This is a genomic window from Streptomyces sp. NPDC058157, from assembly GCF_042884105.1.
In the GTDB taxonomy this organism is placed as follows: domain Bacteria; phylum Actinomycetota; class Actinomycetes; order Streptomycetales; family Streptomycetaceae; genus Streptomyces.
Window position 1 is genome coordinate 1 of the sequence record NZ_JBHVUQ010000173.1, and the last position, 15,928, is coordinate 15,928.

The 15,928-nt window shown below is 73.8% G+C and carries 11 protein-coding genes and 1 riboswitch; of the genes, 4 read left to right on the top strand and 7 right to left on the bottom strand.

Going from position 1 to position 15,928, the window contains the following annotated elements:
* Positions 1-1,905: GNAT family N-acetyltransferase (locus ACFVXK_RS30345; RefSeq protein ID WP_389617750.1), on the bottom strand; the 1,905-nt coding region annotated here is incomplete at its 3' end.
* A 212-nt stretch (positions 1,906-2,117) separates the two neighbouring features.
* Here ACFVXK_RS30345 and ACFVXK_RS30350 point away from each other — a divergent pair.
* Positions 2,118-2,399, top strand: a complete 282-nt coding sequence (locus ACFVXK_RS30350; RefSeq protein ID WP_042816795.1) for an HPr family phosphocarrier protein — start codon at positions 2,118-2,120, stop codon at positions 2,397-2,399.
* A 197-nt stretch (positions 2,400-2,596) separates the two neighbouring features.
* On the opposite strand, the gene ACFVXK_RS30355 is transcribed toward ACFVXK_RS30350, so the two are convergent.
* The 4 genes from ACFVXK_RS30355 to ACFVXK_RS30370 form a co-directional block, all read right to left on the bottom strand.
* Positions 2,597-3,262, bottom strand: coding sequence for a GntR family transcriptional regulator (locus ACFVXK_RS30355; RefSeq protein ID WP_389617754.1), 666 nt, complete (start codon positions 3,260-3,262; stop codon positions 2,597-2,599).
* Between the two features lie 207 nt (positions 3,263-3,469).
* Entirely contained in the window at positions 3,470-4,276 is an 807-nt protein-coding gene (locus ACFVXK_RS30360; RefSeq protein ID WP_389617757.1) for a M23 family metallopeptidase, read from the bottom strand.
* 12 nt (positions 4,277-4,288) lie between these two features.
* Positions 4,289-4,448, bottom strand: a riboswitch (cyclic di-AMP (ydaO/yuaA leader).
* A gap of 214 nt (positions 4,449-4,662) precedes the next feature.
* Positions 4,663-6,030 carry a M16 family metallopeptidase gene (locus tag ACFVXK_RS30365; RefSeq protein WP_389617780.1) on the bottom strand — a complete coding sequence of 456 codons (1,368 nt, stop codon included), beginning with the start codon at positions 6,028-6,030 and terminating at the stop codon, positions 4,663-4,665.
* Between the two features lie 20 nt (positions 6,031-6,050).
* Entirely contained in the window at positions 6,051-7,406 is a 1,356-nt protein-coding gene (locus ACFVXK_RS30370; RefSeq protein ID WP_389617760.1) for a M16 family metallopeptidase, read from the bottom strand.
* A 205-nt stretch (positions 7,407-7,611) separates the two neighbouring features.
* On the opposite strand from ACFVXK_RS30370, the gene ACFVXK_RS30375 reads away from it, so the two are divergent.
* Positions 7,612-10,068: a DNA topoisomerase (ATP-hydrolyzing) subunit A gene (locus ACFVXK_RS30375; RefSeq protein WP_389617763.1), complete on the top strand. Its 2,457-nt coding sequence runs from the start codon at positions 7,612-7,614 to the stop codon at positions 10,066-10,068.
* Between the two features lie 102 nt (positions 10,069-10,170).
* A complete protein-coding gene (locus ACFVXK_RS30380) occupies positions 10,171-12,294 on the top strand; it encodes a restriction endonuclease (RefSeq protein WP_389617766.1) in 2,124 nt (707 codons plus the stop codon).
* Here the strand turns inward: ACFVXK_RS30380 and ACFVXK_RS30385 are convergent.
* Positions 12,291-13,391, bottom strand: a complete 1,101-nt coding sequence (locus tag ACFVXK_RS30385) for a CobW family GTP-binding protein (RefSeq protein ID WP_389617770.1) — start codon at positions 13,389-13,391, stop codon at positions 12,291-12,293. The two genes, ACFVXK_RS30380 and ACFVXK_RS30385, sit on opposite strands and share 4 nt — an antisense overlap.
* A gap of 14 nt (positions 13,392-13,405) precedes the next feature.
* A complete protein-coding gene (locus ACFVXK_RS30390) occupies positions 13,406-14,575 on the bottom strand; it encodes a citrate synthase/methylcitrate synthase (protein ID WP_389617773.1) in 1,170 nt (389 codons plus the stop codon).
* 55 nt (positions 14,576-14,630) lie between these two features.
* Here ACFVXK_RS30390 and ACFVXK_RS30395 point away from each other — a divergent pair, with 55 nt between their 5' ends.
* A complete protein-coding gene (locus tag ACFVXK_RS30395; protein ID WP_389617776.1) occupies positions 14,631-15,884 on the top strand; it encodes a citrate synthase in 1,254 nt (417 codons plus the stop codon).
* The last annotated feature ends 44 nt before the right edge of the window (positions 15,885-15,928 follow it).

Genomic DNA, 15,928 nt, shown 5'->3' on the forward strand with positions numbered 1-15,928 from the left:
GTCGTGGGGTGCGGGGGCGGCGGGCGGCGGGGTGGCGGGACCCGGGGTGGCCGCGGGGGCGGTGGCCCGGGCGGCGGAGAGGGCCTCGACGAGTTCGCCGAGCTCGACGTGGACGACGGCGACGGGTTTGCCGGGGACCTCGGCGACGGCCTCGCGCAGGGCCTCCGCGAGGTCGTCGGCCAGGGCCCGCTCGCCGACCCAGGGGATGGCGGTGACGACGACGGCGTCGCAGTCCTCGGAGGCCAGGGCGGCGGTGAGGGCGGCGCGGAAGTCCTCGGGGGCGGCGGCGGTGGTCAGGTCCAGCGGGGGCGAGGGCCGCAGCCCCTCGGTCAGGCAGGCGTCGTACGTGAGGACGCCGAGGGACTCGGAGTTGCCGAGGATGGCCACCCGGGGGCCGGCCGGCAGGGGCTGGCAGGCCAGCAGGAGCCCGGCGTCGACGAGCTCGGTGACGGTGTGGACCCGGATGACGCCGGCCTGGCGGAGCAGGTCGGACACGGTGGCCTCGGGCAGCCGGGTGCCCGGGACGAGGTGTCCGGCGGGGGTGTGGCGGCCGCCGAGGGCGACGACGAGGGGCTTGACGGCGGCGGCGCGGCGGGCGAGGCGGGTGAACTTGCGCGGGTTGCCGAGGGTTTCCAGGTACATCAGGGCGACATCGGTGGCCCCGTCCTCGTACCAGTACTGGAGGATGTCGTTGCCGGAGACGTCCGCCCGGTTGCCGGCGGACACGAAGGAGGACAGGCCCTCGCCGCGGCGCAGCAGCCCGGACAGCAGGGCGATGCCGATGGCCCCGGACTGGGTGAACAGGCCGGTCCGGCCCCGGGCGGTGGCGGGGGCGGGGGCGAGGGAGGCGTTGAGCTCCACGTCCGGCGCGGTGTTGATCACCCCGAAGGCGTTGGGGCCGATGAGGCGCATCCCGTACGAGCGGACCTGGCGGACCAGTTCGCGCTGGCGGTCCAGGCCCTCCGGGCCGCTCTCCCCGTAACCGGCCGACAGCACGACCAGCCCCTGCACCCCGTGCTCCCCGCAGGCGGCGACGGCGTCCGGGACCCGCTCGGCGGGGACGGCGATCACGGCGAGGTCCACGGGGGCCCCGACGTCGGCGACGGTGCGGTAGGCCCGCACCCCGTCCAGCAGGTCGCCCTCCATCCCGGCCGCCCGGGCCTCGTTGACGGCGTAGAGGTGCCCGTGGAAGCCGCCGTCGCGCAGGTTGCGCAGGGCGGCGGCGCCGACCCCGGACCCGGAGCGGCTGACGCCGATCACCGCGACCGAGCCGGGGGCCAGCAGCCGCTGGACGGAGCGGGCCTCGGCGCGCTGTTCGCGGGCGCGCTGGACGGCGAGGGACTCGGCGGTGGGTTCGAGGTCGAGGGTGAGGTGGACGGAGCCGTCCTCGAAGCTGCGCTTCTGCTGGTAGCCGACGTCCGTGAACACCTTGATCATCTTGGTGTTGGCGGGCAGCACCTCGGCCGCGAAGCGGCGGATGCCGCGCTCCCGGGCCACGGCCCCGATGTGTTCGAGCAGGGCGGAGGCGACGCCGCGGCCCTGGTGGGCGTCCTGGACGAGGAAGGCCACCTCGGCCTCGTCGGCGGGGGCGGAGGCGGGGCGGCCGTCGGGGCCGATGCGGTCGTAGCGGACGGTGCCGATGAACTCCCCGCCGATGGTCGCGGCGAGGCCGACGCGGTCCACGTGGTCGTGGTGCGTGAAGCGGTGGACGTCGCGGTCGGAGAGGCGGGGGTAGGGGGCGAAGAACCGGTAGTACTTCGATTCGTCCGAGACCTGCTCGTAGAAGCTGACCAGGCGGCCCGCGTCCTCGGTCGTGATGGGGCGGATCCGGGCGGTACCGCCGTCGCGCAGCACGACGTCCGCTTCCCAGTGGGCCGGGTACGAGGGGTCCGACGCGATGGTCATGGGGCCAGCCTAAGGGGAAGATCCGGCCAGGTGGCCGGGCGGCTCCGACAGGCCGGACGGCACGTGGGCCGGGAATGAGGCACGTGGGGGCAAATCAGTGCAAAGCTGAGGAGGGCCGAACGGCGGCGGGATCGGGCCGAAGGTCGGTTCGAGCATTCCGGGTGACGTGAGAGACTGGTCTAGACAACCGCGAGAACCTGAAGGGCATCACCATGGCAGAGCGCCGCGTCAACGTCGGCTGGGCCGAGGGCCTGCACGCTCGTCCCGCCTCGATCTTCGTCCGCGCGACGACCGCTTCCGGCGTCCCCGTGACCATCGCGAAGGCGGGCGGCGACCCCGTCAACGCCGCGTCGATGCTGGCGGTCCTGGGCCTGGGCGCCCAGGGCGGCGAGGAGGTCGTCCTGGCGTCCGAGGCCGAGGGCGCGGAGGCCGCGCTGGACCGTCTCGCGAAGCTGGTGGCGGAGGGCCTGGAGGAACTCCCCGAAACGGTCTGACCCAACCCTTCACCGAAGCCGCGGCCCCCGCCACCCCGGGGGACCGCGGCTTCGTCGTTTCCCGGGTCGGACGCAATCACGGCCGCGCCGGAATGCCGCCGTACCGGAGCGCCGGCAGTCGGAATCGGCCGGAAATCACGCCCCATTCCCACGGGACGGAATTCCGCCACCCCAGCCCCTTTCATACGCGCCCCGCGTTAATTCCGGCCACTCCCTATGTTTACGGCACGTTGCAAACTCCTCACCCGCGGCCGGAATACCCCCGCCGTCCGCTCCGCGTCCAGCGCGGCCAGCGCACGGGCGCGTTCCGCGTCCCCCCGGGCCACCGCGTCCACCACCGCGCCGCGCCCCGCCCAGGAGTCCACCGGCCGGGCCGGGGACCCCGTCTCGTACAGCCAGGCGATCTTGCGCCGGGTCTGCGTGAGCAGCGCGATCAGCCCGGGGCTGCCGGACGCCTGCGCCAGGGTCTCGTGGAACCAGGTCTCCAGCGCCCTCAGGTCCTCCCCCTGCCCCCGCCTGGCCCGCTCCTGGCCCAGCCGTACGAGCCCCCGCAGCACCTTGAGGTGCGCCTCGGTGCGCCGCCGGGCCGCGCGGGCGGCCGCCAGCGGCTCCAGCAGCGTCCGCAGCTCCAGCAGGTCCTCGGCCTCCTGCTCGCCCGGCTCCGCCACACAGGCGCCCGCGTGCCGCCGCGTGGTGACGAAGCCCTCGGACTCCAGCGTGCGCAGTGCCTCGCGCACCGGCACCCGCGAGACCCCGTAGCGGCGGGCGAGCACCTCCTCGGTCAGCCGGCCGCCGGGCCCGAAGAAACCGGAGACGATATCGTCGCGAATTGCTGTGCACACCGCGTGCGCCGGAATACGCAAGGCCGGACCTCCGCTGGGTTCCACTGGTTTCCGTTCCGAATCCACCGTGCTGCCACCGCGACTCTATGGCAAGGGGCGACAATTTCCGAGAACGCCCGGAAATCCGAATCGGCGGGAACCGGCCGCGACGGCGCGACGGACCAGGGGAACGCGGAAGGCCCCGGCTCGGGGAGCCGGGGCCTTCCGTGACGGGAAGCGGGGGTCGGGTCAGATGCCGACGCCGTGCTGGCGCAGGTAGGCCAGCGGGTTGATGTCCGTGCCGTACGTGGCGCCGGTGCGGGCCTCGAAGTGCAGGTGCGGGCCGCTGGAGTTGCCGGTGGAGCCCGACAGGCCGATCTGCTGGCCCGCGGTGACCGTCTCGCCGACGGAGACGTTCAGCGACATCATGTGCCCGTACTGGGTGTAGGTGCCGTCGTTGTGACGGATCACGACGTTGTTGCCGTAGGCGCCGCCCCAGCCGGCCTCGACGACGGTGCCCGCGCCCACGGCGTGGACGGACGTGCCCTCGTCGGCGTGGAAGTCGATGCCCGTGTGGCTGCCGGAGGACCACATGCCGCCGCCCGCGCCGTACTGGGTGCTGACGTAGGAGCCGTCGACCGGGGCCACGAAGGTGTTGAGGCGCTTGCGGGCCTCCTCCTGGGCGGCCTTCTCGGCGGCCTCGCGCTCGGCCTTCTCCTTGGCCTCGGCCATGCGCTTGGCCTCGGCGGCGCGCGTCTTGGCGTCGGCCTCGGCCTGCGCCTGGGCGGCGACGGACTCGGCGGCGGTCTGCTGGGTCTCGGCCTGGACCTGGATGTCGTCCTGGAGACCGTCGGCGACGACGATCGCGTTCAGGGCGCCGGTGTCCTCGAGGGACGGGCCCCCGTGGGAGTCGGCGGCGAAGGCCGGGGCCGCGAGGGTGCCGACCACGCCCGTGGTGGCGAGGGCGGCTATGCCGGCGTAGCCGGCGGTCTTGCGGCTCATACGGCTCGAACCACGGTGCTTACCGGAACCGGCTGCACGACTGCCAAACGCCATGGCGGGGGTGATCCTTTCCTTCCCTCTCGCCTACCGGGTTAGCTGACGGGTTCGGAGCAGGAAGGTCTCCTACGGGCCCCCTCTGGCGAGGCGGTCCGATTCACCCCAGGGACTGATGTGGGTCCCCGGCTCCCCAGGCTCGCGCCTGACGGGGACTCGGCGATCGCTGTCCGGTGCCGCGGGTGCGGCTGGCACAACTGACGGACAGCACGCCTGACGCTAGGCGGATCATCAGTCGATCGCCAAACAGACGACCGGATTTGTTGCGTACGCCACACCGCATACCTGAAACCACACCATGAAACGGACAAAGGGGGCCCGGCGGATGTCCCGCCGGGCCCCTCCAAGACAGGTCGGCCACCGGCCAGTTGCCGGCCGGCCGCCGGTCAGTTGGTGACGACCGTGACCTCACCGATCCCGAGGGCCAGCACCGGCTCCTCGATCTGCGCCGCGTCGCCCACCAGGACGGTGACCAGACGGTCCACCGGGAAGGCGCTCACGACCGCCGAAGTGGCCTCCGCCGTACCGGTTTCGGCCAGCCGCGCGTACAGCCGCGCCTGGTAGTCGTCCGGCAGCTCCTGCTCCACCTGGTCGGCCAGGGTCCCGGCGACCGAGGCGGCCGTCTCGAACTTGAGCGGGGCCACGCCCACCAGGTTCTGCACCGCCACGTCGCGCTCGGCGTCCGTCAGGCCCCCGGCGGCGAGGGTGCGCAGCACCTGCCACAGGTCCTCCAGCGCCGGACCGGTGTTGGGGGTGTCCACCGAGCCGCTGATGGCGAGCATCGAGGCGCCCTTGCCGTCCGCCGTGGAGCGCAGCACCTGGGCGAAGGCGCGCACGCCGTAGGTGTAGCCCTTCTCCTCGCGCAGCACCTTGTCCAGACGGGAGGTCAGGGTGCCGCCCAGGCAGTACGTGCCGAGGACCTGCGGGGCCCAGACGATGTCGTGCCGGTCGGGGCCGATCCGGCCGATCAGCAGCTGCGTCTGGACCGCGCCGGGCCGGTCCACGATGATCACGCGGCCCGTGTCGTCGGCGGTGACCGGCGGCACCGGCAGGGGCGCGGCGGTGTTCCCCGTCCAGGCGCCGAGGGTGTCGGCGAGGGCGGCGTCGAGGTCGATGCCGGTCAGGTCGCCGACGACCACCGCGGTGGCGGTGGCGGGGCGCACGTGGGCCTCGTAGAAGGCGCGTACGGCGGCGGAGTCGATCCGGGCGACCGTCTCCTCCGTGCCCTGGCGCGGACGGGACATGCGCAGGGTGGCCGGGAAGAGTTCCTTGGAGAGCTCCTTGGCCGCCCGGCGCTGCGGGTTGGCCTGCTCGTGCGGGATCTCGTCGAGCCGGTTGCGCACCAGCCGGGCGACCTCGCCGTCGTCGAACGCGGGCGCGCGCAGCGCCTCGGCGAGCAGTCCGAGCGCCCTGGGCAGGCGGGAGGCGGGGACCTCCAGGGAGACGCGCAGGCCGGGGTGGTCGGCGTGCGCGTCGAGGGTGGCGCCGCAGCGCTCCAGCTCGGCGGCGAACTCCTCGGCGGAGTGCTTGTCGGTGCCCTCCGACAGGGCGCGGGCCATGATCGTGGCCACGCCGTCGAGGCCCGCGGGCTCGGCGTCGAGCGGGGCCGCGAGGTTGACCTCGACCGCGACGACCTGCTGGCCGGGGCGGTGGCAGCGCAGCAGGGTCAGCCCGTTGCCCAGGGTGGAGCGCTCGGGGGCGGGGAAGGCCCACGGCTTGGCCTCGCCGGCCTCCGGACGCGGGTGGAAGGTCATCGTGACGGCTGCGGTGTCGCTCACTGCTCCGCCCCCTCGTTCTCGTCGCTCTCGTCGTTCTCGTCGTTCTCGTCGGCGCCGGCCAGCGGCTCGTAGACCAGGACCGCGCGGTTGTCGGGGCGCAGCCGGGCGGCGGCCACGGCCTGCACCTCCTCGGCGGTGACGTCCAGGACGCGCCCGACGGCGGTCAGCGCCAGCTGCGGGTCGCCGAACAGCACCGCGAAGCGGCACAGTTCGTCGGCGCGGCCGGAGACCGTGCCCAGGCGGTCCAGCCATTCGCGCTCGAGCTGCGCCTGCGCGCGCTCCATCTCGTCGGCGGTGGGGCCCTCGGCGGCGAACCGGGCGAGCTCCTCGTCCACGGCCGCCTCGATGGCGGGCACCTCGACGCCGCTGGAGGTCTTGACGTCCAGCCAGCCCAGGGAGGGCGCCCCGGCCAGCCGCAGCAGGCCGAAGCCGGCCGCGACGGCGCTCTGGTCGCGGCGGACCAGGCGGTTGTGCAGGCGGGAGGACTCGCCGCCGCCGAGGATCGTCAGCGCCACGTCCGCCGCGTCGCACTCGCGGGTGCCGTCGTGCGGGAGGCGGTAGGCGGCCATCAGCGCGCGGGCCGGGACCTCCTCGACGATCTCCTCGCGCAGCTGCCCGCCCATGACCTCGGGGAGGGTGCCGTCGCGGGGCGGCTGCTTGCCGTCGTGCGCCGGGATGCTGCCGAAGTACTTCTCGACCCAGGCGAGGGTGCGCTCGGGGTCGATGTCGCCCACGACCGACAGGACGGCGTTGTTGGGCGCGTAGTACGTACGGAAGAAGTTCCGGGCGTCCTCGAGCGAGGCGGCGTCCAGGTCGGCCATGGAGCCGATCGGGGTGTGGTGGTACGGGTGGCCCTCGGGGTAGGCGAGGGCGGTCAGGCGCTCGAACGCCGTGCCGTACGGGACGTTGTCGTAGCGCTGGCGGCGCTCGTTCTTGACGACGTCGCGCTGGTTCTCCATGGACTCCTCGTCCAGGGCGGCCAGCAGCGAGCCCATGCGGTCCGCCTCCAGCCACAGCGCGAGCTCCAGCTGGTGGGCGGGCATCGTCTCGAAGTAGTTGGTGCGCTCGAAGCTGGTGGTGCCGTTCAGCGAACCGCCGGCGCCCTGGACGAGCTCGAAGTGCCCGTTGCCCGGTACGCTCGCCGATCCCTGGAACATCAGGTGCTCGAAGAGGTGAGCCAGACCGGTCCGCCCCTTGACTTCGTGGCGCGAGCCGACGTCGTACCAGAGGCAGACGGCGGCGACCGGGGTGAGGTGGTCCTCGGACAGCACCACGCGCAGGCCGTTGGCCAGCCGGTGCTCGGTCGCTGTCAGGCCGCCGGAGCCGGCCTGAGCTGTGGCCGTGTGACCCATGGGCATGTGGTCCCTTCGATCGCGATGCAGAGATTTCTTATCGACCTGCCACTGTATGCAAGCGCGCAGGTGCGCGGAGAAGTTCCCGGCCCTCACCAGGGTCGGAGTCGGCTTTGTCGGTGCCTGGGGCCACAATGGTCCGCGTCGACCCCGTCGCACACCCCAGCACGTACACCCCCCGATCTTGGTTAGGAGCGCCGCAGCGATGGCCCGCCGCAGCACGAAGACCCCGCCGCCGGAGGATTTCGAGGAGAGGATCCTCGACATCGACGTCGTCGACGAAATGCAGGGCTCCTTCCTCGAGTACGCGTACTCGGTGATCTACTCCCGCGCCCTGCCGGACGCCCGGGACGGCATGAAGCCCGTGCACCGGCGCATCGTCTACCAGATGAACGAGATGGGCCTGCGCCCCGACCGGGGGTACGTGAAGTGCGCCCGCGTCGTCGGCGAGGTCATGGGCAAGCTCCACCCGCACGGCGACCAGTCGATCTACGACGCCCTCGTGCGCATGGCCCAGCCGTTCTCGATGCGGCTGCCGCTGGTCGACGGACACGGCAACTTCGGCTCGCTCGGCAACGACGACCCGCCGGCCGCGATGCGCTACACCGAGTGCAAGATGGCCGACGCCACGTCGCTGATGACGGAGTCGATCGACGAGGACACCGTCGACTTCGCCGCCAACTACGACGGCCAGGAGCGCGAGCCCGTCACCCTGCCCGCCGCCTACCCGAACCTGCTGGTCAACGGCACGTCCGGGATCGCGGTCGGCATGGCCACCAACATGCCGCCGCACAACCTGGGCGAGGTCATCGCGGCGGCCCGCCACCTGATCCGCTACCCGGAGGCGGACCTGGAGGCGCTGATGCGCTTCGTGCCGGGTCCCGACCTGCCCACCGGCGGCCGCATCGTGGGCCTGTCCGGCATCAAGGACGCCTACGAGAACGGCCGCGGCACGTTCAAGATCCGCGCGACGGTGTCCGTGGAGGACGTGACGGCCCGCCGCAAGGGCCTGGTCGTCACCGAACTGCCCTTCACGGTCGGCCCCGAGAAGGTCATCGCGAAGATCAAGGACCTGGTCGGGTCGAAGAAGCTCCAGGGCATCGCCGACGTCAAGGACCTCACCGACCGGGCGCACGGCCTGCGCCTGGTCATCGAGATCAAGAACGGCTTCCACCCGGAGGCCGTGCTGGAGCAGCTCTACAAGCTGACGCCGATGGAGGAGTCCTTCGGCATCAACAACGTCGCGCTGGTCGACGGACAGCCGCTGACGCTGGGTCTCAAGGAGCTGCTGGAGGTCTACCTGGACCACCGCTTCGAGGTCGTCCGCCGGCGCAGCGAGTTCCGCCGCGGCAAGCGCCGCGACCGGCTGCACCTGGTCGAGGGCCTGCTGGTGGCCCTCCTCGACATCGACGAGGTCATCCGCCTCATCCGCGACAGCGACAACTCCGCCCAGGCCAAGGAGCGCCTGATGGAGCGGTTCTCGCTGAGCGAGATCCAGACCCAGTACATCCTGGACACCCCGCTGCGCCGGCTCACCCGCTTCGACCGGATCGAGCTGGAGTCCGAGCGCGACCGGCTGACCGCGGAGATCGAGGAGCTGACCCGGATCCTGGACTCGGACACGGAGCTGCGCAAGCTGGTCTCCGCGGAACTGGCCTCGGTCGCCAAGAAGTTCGGCACCCCGCGCCGTACCGTGCTGCTGGAGTCGGCGGGCACGGCCGTGGCCGCCGTCCCGCTGGAGGTCGCCGACGACCCCTGCCGGGTGCTGCTGTCGTCCACGGGCCTGCTGGCCCGTACGGCGAACGCCGAGCCGCTGGTGGTGGACGAGGGCGCCGCCCGCGCCCGGCACGACCTGGTGGTCTCGCAGGTGGCGGCGACCGCCCGGGCCGACGTGGGCGTGGTGACCTCGTACGGGCGGCTGCTGCGGCTCTCGGTGATCGACCTGCCGCAGCTGCCCGACACGCACGCCGCGCCGAACCTGGCGGGCGGGGCCCCGGTCTCGGAGTTCGTCTCCGGGCTGGAGGCCGACGAGACGGTGGTCTGCCTGACCTCGCTGGACGAGTCCTCGCAGGGCCTGGCCCTGGGCACCGAACAGGGCGTGGTCAAGCGGGTCGTGCCGGACTACCCGGCGAACAAGGACGAGCTGGAGGTCATCACCCTCAAGGAGGGCGACCGGATCGTCGGCGCGGTCGAGCTGCGCACCGGCGAGGAGGACCTGGTCTTCATCACGGACGACGCCCAGCTGCTGCGCTACCCGGCCGGCCAGGTGCGCCCGCAGGGCCGCCCGGCGGGCGGTATGGCGGGCATCAAACTCGCCGAGAACGCCAAGGTGATCCACTTCTCGGCGGTGGACCCGGCCCGGGACGCCCTGGTGTTCACGGTGGCGGGCGGGGAGGGGACGCTCGAGGGCTCGCCGAGCTCGGGCAAGCTGACCCCGTTCGACCAGTACCCGCGCAAGGGCCGGGCGACCGGCGGCGTGCGCTGCCAGCGGTTCCTGAAGGGCGAGGACGTCCTGCTGCTGGCCTGGGCGGGCAACGCCCCGGCCCGCGCGGCCACCGCGAACGGCTCCCCGGCCGCGCTCCCGGCCCCGGACCCGCGCCGCGACGGCTCGGGCGCGGCGCTCCCGGCCGAGGTCGCGGTGCTGGCGGGGGCCGCGCTGTAGGACGGCGGCAACGGCATTCGGGTGGTACGCCCCGGGGGACGTACCACCCGAATGCCGACTAGTGTTTTCCTTCCTGGCGTTGGTGGGGGGAGTACACAGCTGATGAGTCGTCGGCCGGGCGGAGTGATCGGGGACTGGGCCGAGGCCCAGCGCCGGCAGCAGCAGACGCAGGTGATCCAGCAGCGGGAGGCCGAGCGCCGCCTGCGTGCCGACGAGCGGGACGCGAACCGCAGCCACCGGCAGTACCGCGAGGCCGAGGCCGTCCGCCGCACGTCCGAGATCGACGCCGCGGTGGAGGCCCTCAAGGGACTGCTGGTCGCGGGCTGCGCGGCACCGGGGTTCCGGGTGTCCTCCCTGGTGCGGCCCGAACGGCTGGAGCCCTTCGACCCCGGCGCGCTCGGACAGCCCGTGCCGATGCCCCGCATCGAGGAGTTCCGGCAGCAGGGCGGCGGCTGGTCGCCCGGCTCGCACCAGCGGGCCCAGGCGGAGCGCGAGGCGCACGACCGGTACACCGCCGCCTGGCAGGCGGCGAACGCCGCGGAGGCGCAGCGTCGGCAGCAGCTGGAGGCGTACCGCCGGCAGTACGACCGGTGGGCCGAGGAGCAGCTCGCCGGGGCGCGCGCCCACAACGGCGGTCTCGCCGCCCTGACCGACGCCCTGCGCGCGGGCGGGGCCGACGCCGCGGTGGAGTACTTCTCGGCCGCTCTGTACGCCTCGACGGCCTGGCCCGACGCCCTGCCCCGCCAGGTGTCGGCCGCCTACGACCCGGCGGCGCGCCAGCTGGTGCTGGACTGGGAACTGCCCGGGTTCGCGGTGGTGCCGGAGGCCAGGTCGGTGCAGTACCTGCCGAGCACGGACCAGGACAAGATCAGGCCGCGTCCCGTCACGGAACGCCGCGCGCTGTACCGGGACCTGCTGGCGCAGTGCGTGCTGCTGGTGGTGCGGGAGCTCTACGCGGCGGACGAGTTCGGCCTGCTGGACTCGGTGGTCGTCAACGGGTTCGTGGACTGCCACGACCCCGCCACCGGGCAGGAGGCGAGGTTCGTGCTGTCCACGGTGCCGGCGGCGCGGACCGCCTTCGCCGGGCTGCGCCTGGAGCAGGTCAGCGCGGTGGACTGCCTGGTGTCGGGGCTGGGCGGGCAGCTGTCGGCGCGCCCTGACCAGCTGACGGAGGTCCGTCCGGGGCGTCGGCCCGACGAGGTCGGTGACGTCGTCAGCCACGGGGGGCACACCGGAGGCGACGAGGACGAGCCGGACCTCTTCACCATGGACCCGATCGTCTTCGAGAACCTGGTCGCGGAGCTGTTCCGGGCGATGGGCATGGAGGCGGTGACCACGCAGCGCTCGGGCGACGGCGGCGTGGACGTGGAGGCGGTGGACCCGGCCCCGATCCGGGGCGGGCGGATCGTGGTGCAGGTCAAGCGGTACCGCAACACCGTCCCGCCGACGGCGGTGCGGGACCTGTACGGCACGGTCCAGGACAAGGGGGCGAACAAGGGGGTGCTCGTCACCACCGCGTCCTTCGGCCCCGGGTCGTACACCTTTGCCAACGGCAAGCCGCTGGAGTTGGTTCCCGGCGCCGAGCTGGTGGAGCTGCTGCACCAGTACGGGCTCCGCGGCCGGCTCGGCCCCGGCACCTCCGGCGGCCGCACGGCCCCGGGGGTGCCCGCGCCGGCCTCCCCGGCGCCGACCCTCGTCGACACGCCGCTGGCCGCCGGTGCCGCCGACCCCGCCGACCCCGCCGACCACAACGTGCTGGGCATGTACTGGTCGGGGGCGGTGGCGCTCGACGTGTGCGCGCTGGTCTGCACGGGCGGCCGGGTGCTGAGCGAGGAGCACTTCGTGTTCTTCAACAACCCGCGCACCCCGGACGGCTCGGTCCGCTCCCGACCGCACTCCGCTCCGGACAAGGCCGCCGTCGAAGTGGCCTTCGACGCGCTGCCCGCGCGGGCCGACCGCCTGGTGCTGGTGGCCGCCGTGGACCCCGAGGTCAATCCGGACGCGGACCTGGCGGGCTTCACCGACGCCCACATCCGGCTGCTGGACGCGGCGGGTGCGGAGCTGGGCCGCCTGGAGGTGTCCGACGGCCGTGCCGGTGAAACGGCCCTGGTGCTCGGCTCGTTCCGGCGCCGGGCGAACGGGGACTGGGATTTCGTGATCGGCGGCAAGGGCTACCGCGACGGCCTGGAGGCCCTGCTGGGCGACTTCGGCGTCGAGGTCGCCTAACCGTCCTCGGCCGGCACGTCGTCCGCCGGTACGTCCTCCGCCGGTGGGCGGGGGACGTACCGGAGCACCCCCCACATGCTCTCGGGGCCGGCCTGGCCCGGGTCGGCCTCGCGGCAGGCGTCCAGTTCGTCCAGCAGGCCCGGGCCGTCGATGCCCCTGCCGATCAGGACGAGCCGGGTGCGGCGGGGTTCGCCCTGGCCCCAGGGGCCGGGGTCGAAGCGCAGGAAGCGGCCGACGGCGTGGACCTCGTACCGCTCGCGGTGGCCGGGGACCCCGAACCAGACGAAGCCCTTGATCCGGTAGAGGCCGGCGGGGCGGCGGTCGAGGAAGTCGATGAACCGGCGCGGGGAGAGGGCCTGGTCGGTGGTGAAGGAGACGCTCTCGTACGCCGCGTGGACGTGCCCGGCGTGCTCCTCGCCGTCCCCGTGCGCGTGTTCGCCGGCCTCCGCGAGGAGGTCCTCGAAGGAGAGCTGTCCGCGGGTCTCGGTCCAGGGGCGGCGGTCGAAGAGGAGTTCCGGGTCGATCCGCCCGTGGTCGGCGCCGACCAGCGGGGTTCCGGGGGCGGCGAGTGCGGCCAGTTCCGCCTCGATGCGGGCCCGTTCGGCGGGGTCGACCCGGTCGGTCTTGTTGAGCACCACCAGGTCGGCGACGGCCAGGTGGCGGTCGGTCTCGGGGTGCGCGGCCCGGGTGGCGTCGAACTCGGCGGCGTCCACGACCTGCACCAGGCCGCCGTAGCGGACGGCCGGGTTCTCGTTGGCCACCAGCATCCGGACCATCTCCTGGGGCTCGGCGAGCCCGCTGGCCTCGATCACGATGACGTCGATCCGGTGGACGGGCGCGGCGAGCTTCTCCAGGTAGGCGTCCAGTTCGCTGCCGTCGACCGCGCAGCACAGGCAGCCGCCGCCGAGGGAGACCATCGAGTCGCCGACCTGGCCGGCCACCGCCATGGCGTCGATCTCGATCGAGCCGAAGTCGTTGACGACGACCCCGATCCGGGTTCCCCCGCGGTGGGTGAGGAGGTGGTTGAGGACCGTGGTCTTGCCGGAGCCGAGGAATCCGGAGAGGACGACGACGGGGATGGACTGGACGCTGTTCACCCGGACGATCGTAGTCAGCCCAGCGGGGGAACGGGCTGGGGCGGGGTGGGGCCGGTGTAGCGCGCGGCCGGGCGGATGATCTTCGAGTCGGCGGCCTGTTCCAGGACGTTGGCGCTCCAGCCGACCACGCGGGCGGCGCAGAAGGTCGGGGTGAACATCTCGCGCGGCAGCCCGCACAGCTCCATCACCACCCCCGCGTAGAACTCGACGTTGGTGTGCAGTTCCCGGCCCGGCTTGAGCTCGGCGAGGATCTCCTCCACCTGCCGCTCGACCTCCACGGCGAACTCCACGAGCGGTCCGCCGAACTGCCGGGCGATGTCCCGCAGCATCCGCGAGCGCGGGTCCTCGGTGCGGTAGACGGGGTGCCCGAAGCCCATGATCCGGTCCCCCGCGAGCACCCGTTCGCGGATCCAGGGGCCGATGCGGTCGGTGGTGCCGATGGCGTCCAGGGTGTCCAGGGCCCGGCTGGGCGCGCCGCCGTGGAGCGGCCCGGAGAGGGCGCCGATCGCCCCGGTGAGGCAGGCCGCGACGTCGGCGCCGGTGGAGGCGACGACGCGGGCGGTGAAGGTGGAGGCGTTGAAGCCGTGGTCGACGGTGGAGATCAGGTACCGCTCGACGGCGCGGGCCTTGACGGGGTCGGGCTCCTCGCCGGTCAGCATCCACAGGTAGTTGGCGGCGTACGGGAGGTCGTCGCGCGGGGCGACCGGCTCCATGCCCCGGCCGAGCCGGTGCAGGGCGGTGAGCAGGGTCGGTACGGCGGCGCAGGCGGCGAGCGCGTCGGCGGCCCGGCGGGCGGGGTCGAGGTCGTAGACGGGGCGGAATCCGGCGGAGGCGCCGAGGAGGGAGAGCGCGGTGCGCAGTCCGGCGAGCGGTCCGGAGAGGGCGGTGGCCCGGGCGAGGGCGGGGAGGGCGGCGGCGACCTCGGCGGGCAGGCGGCGCAGGGCGGCGGTCTCGGCGGTGAAGGCGGCCCGTTCGGCGGGGCCGGCCGGGAGGGCGCCGCGGAACATCAGGTGCCAGACGTCCTCGAAGGTGCGGGACGCGGCCAGGTCCACGGCCGAGTACTGGCGGTAGTGGTAGAAGCCTTCGCGGCCGCGGACGTCCCCGAGCTGCGTGTCGGTGACCACGACTCCCGCGAGACCGCGGGGCACTTCGACGGTGGTGTTGTTCATGCTCCGACCATCCATCCTTGATTGGATCGATGTCAATATTGATTGAATCAACATATGTATGCTGGGCGTCATGAGTGACCGTCCGCCGTCCGACTCCCGTTCCGAGGCTCCCCGGATCACCACGCAGGAGGCCGCCCGGCTCCTCGGGGTGAAGCCGGCGACCGTGTACGCGTACGTCAGCCGGGGCCAGCTCGGCAGCCGCCGGGACCCGGCCGGGCGCGGCAGCACCTTCGACGCCGCCGAGGTCGAGGCGCTGGCCCGGCGCAGCCGCCGCGAGGCGGCCGGTCCCCCCGCGGGGGAGCTCGCCGTGCGCACCGCGCTGACCCTCATCGAGCCGGGGACCGACCGCTACTGGTTCCGCGGTGTGGACGCGGTCGAGCTGGCCTCCCGGTACACCTTCGAGGAGGTGGCCGAGTGGCTCTGGACGGGGGCCCCGGCGCCCGGGGCGCGGTTCGCCGCTCCCCCGGAGCCGCTGGCCGCGGCCCGGCGGGCGGTGGCCGCGATGCCCGAGCACAGCGGGCCCCTGGACCTGCTGCGGGTGGCGGTGGCGGCCGCGGCGGCGGCCGACCCGCTGCGCTTCGACCTGTCCGAGGAGGCCGTACTGGGCTCCGCGCGCTGCCTGATCCCGACGCTGGTCGCGGCCCTGCCGGAGGCGGCCCCCGCGCACCCGGGCGACGGGCGGCTCGCCTGGCGGCTGTGGTCCGGGCTGACCGTCCGGGAGCCGGACCCGGTGGCGGTGGACGCCCTGGACCTGGCCCTGGCCCTGCTGGTCGACCACGACCTGGCCGCCTCCACCCTGGCCGTACGGGTCGCCGCCTCCGCCCGGGCCCATCCGTACGCCGTCGTCTCGGCCGGGCTCGGCGCCCTCGAAGGCCCCCTGCACGGGGCGGCGGGCCGGCTCGCGCACCGGATGCTGGCGGAGGTGGCGGAGCGGGGCGGGGCCGCCCCGGTGGTGGCGGAGTACCTGCGCGCGGGCCGCCGCGTGCCGGGGTTCGGCCACCGCCTGTACCGGGGCGAGGACCCGCGGGCGCGGGCCCTGTTCGGGCGGCTGGAGGAGCTTCCGCCGGCCGCCTCCGACCTGGCCGCGGCGCGCGAGGTGGCGGCGGTGATGGCCCGGCACGGGCTGCACCCGAACGTGGACCTGGCGCTGGCGGTGCTGACCCTGTCCTGCGGCATGAGCGCCGAGGCCGGGGAGACCGTGTTCGCGGTGGCCCGGACGGCCGGCTGGATCGCACACGCGCTGGAGGAGTACCAGGAGCGGCCCCTGCGGATGCGCCCCAGCGGCCACTACACGGGCCCGCGGCCGCCCCGCCCACTGCCCTGACGCCGGGCGGGGCGGACGCGGCGGCGCCGCCGGGCGGTCTCCCC